The organism is Rhodococcus olei, from assembly GCF_039540555.1.
Classification (GTDB): Bacteria; Actinomycetota; Actinomycetes; order Mycobacteriales; family Mycobacteriaceae; genus Rhodococcus_G; species Rhodococcus_G olei.
Window position 1 is genome coordinate 55,880 of record NZ_BAABFB010000010.1, and the last position, 1,694, is coordinate 57,573.

Annotated in this window: 2 protein-coding genes and 1 pseudogene; 1 reads left to right on the forward strand and 2 read right to left on the reverse strand. The window is 68.3% G+C overall.

From position 1 onward, the window contains the following. Positions 1 to 185: 185 nt before the first annotated feature. Complete coding sequence (locus ABD951_RS01785; RefSeq protein ID WP_345341459.1) at positions 186 to 716, forward strand: ester cyclase; 531 nt, start codon at positions 186 to 188, stop codon at positions 714 to 716. Positions 717 to 847: 131 nt separating this feature from the next. On the opposite strand, the gene ABD951_RS01790 is transcribed toward ABD951_RS01785, so the two are convergent. Both ABD951_RS01790 and ABD951_RS01795 read right to left on the reverse strand, forming a co-directional pair. Then, complete coding sequence (locus tag ABD951_RS01790) at positions 848 to 1,351, reverse strand: acyl-CoA dehydrogenase C-terminal domain-containing protein (protein ID WP_345341460.1); 504 nt, start codon at positions 1,349 to 1,351, stop codon at positions 848 to 850. 46 nt (positions 1,352 to 1,397) lie between these two features. Further along, positions 1,398 to 1,628 (reverse strand): annotated as a pseudogene (locus tag ABD951_RS01795) (transposase); the annotation flags it as partial. Positions 1,629 to 1,694 lie beyond the last annotated feature (66 nt).

The following is a 1,694-nucleotide window of genomic DNA, read 5'->3' on the forward strand; positions in this document are numbered from 1 at the left end:
CCCCCGGACCGCCGGGTGCTACGACGAAGGCGGTCACGTCACCGGACGCGGTCGTGAATCTCGTGCCACAGCACTCGCCCGCAACGTCCGACCTCTCGCGCGCCGACGGTCGGCGGCGTTAGCCTTGACGGATCCCGTGCGGTGCTCGCCGATCTGCCGCGCCACAACATGCATGTGGAGTAGAGATGCCCGATCACAGGCTCACCTCGACCGCTGTCGCTCCGCCGAACGACGCCTCCAACGCCGAACTCGTCCGGTGGGCGTTCGACCGTCTCAACGCCAAGGACGTCCAGAGCCTTCGCACGTACTTCTGGACGGCCGACTCCGTCGTGCACTTCCCGACCGGGACGTGCCGTGGGAGCGCCGAGATCGCCGGCTACTTCGACCAGGTGTTCGCCGCCATCGCCGATTTCGCGATGGAGAGCGTCGCGGTCGCCGCGTCCGGAGACGACGTCTTCGTCCACTGGCACCTGACCGGCCGGCACGTCGACACCTTCGCCGGAATCGCCGCCACCGGGCGGCGAATCGACCTCGAGGGAATGGACCACTTCGTCATCGCGGACGGGACGGTCGTCACCAACACGGTGCGCTACGACCAGATGGAGTTCGCCCGCCAGATCAAGCTGCTGCCGCCCGACGGATCGATTGCGGACCGCGCCATGAAGGCCGGCTTCAACGTGACGACGCACGTGCTGGGCATGGCTCGCCGGCGCTAGCCCGCGCGGCGCAGGAACGGCTGGCGGCGCTCTCACGCTCCCCCACGCCCTTCCGTCCGGCGTGCAGTCGCTCCGTTCCTCTCGCAGGGGTGAACACCCGGTTTCGGTTCACCCGTACCAGAGGTGGTTCGTCAGAACCACGCGTCGAGCATGTCCCGCGGAATGGAGTCGAGGCGTTCGACCAGTGCGAGCTGTGTGAGGGCCTTGGGCAGTTCCCACTCGAAGAAGTAGAGCGCCGTCTGTCGCTTCCCTGCGGCAAAGGCGTCGCCTCGATCCCCGAGGGCGAGCACCTGATCGAGCCACAGCCACGCGACGACGATGTGTCCGGTCGCTTCCAGGTAGGCGGAAGAGTTGTCCAGGCCCCGGTCCGGCGCCACCGAGAGCGCGGCGTCCGTCGCGCGCGTCAGGCTGCCGACCGCCTCGGACAGGTGGGCGGCGAACACTCGGCAGCGGTCTCCGGCCACCTCCGCCGCGGCGATGGTGGACGCGATCCGGTCGCACAGGAGCTTCAGCCCCGCACCGTCCTTCATCGGGACCTTCCGGCCGAGGAGGTCGAGTCCTTGAAGTCCGTGCGTGCCTTCGTGGATCGACTGGACGCGATTGTCGCGGTAGAGCTGCTCGACGTCGTAGGTCAAGTCCCGTGAGGTGGTGTACGCCGTCGCGTGCTTCCTCGTCTGATGGTTATGCGGTCAGAGCCGCGGGTGTCACCTCCTGGGTGGGTTCGGTAACGGTGTCGGGCGCCTGGCCGCCGCGGGAGCGGGCGAGAACGTCGAGGCCGAGGTAGCGGCGGGCTTCGATCCATTCGTCGTGCTGCTCGGCCAGGACGGCTCCGACGAGCCGGATCAGGGCGGTGCGGTCGGGGAAGATCCCGACGACATCGGTCCGCCGGCGGATCTCCTTGTTGAGTCTCTCCTTTATCCGGCCCTCGGGTCCGGGTCAACCCCTGCGTGCTCGTCGGGTCAGCGGTCGAGTCGGGTG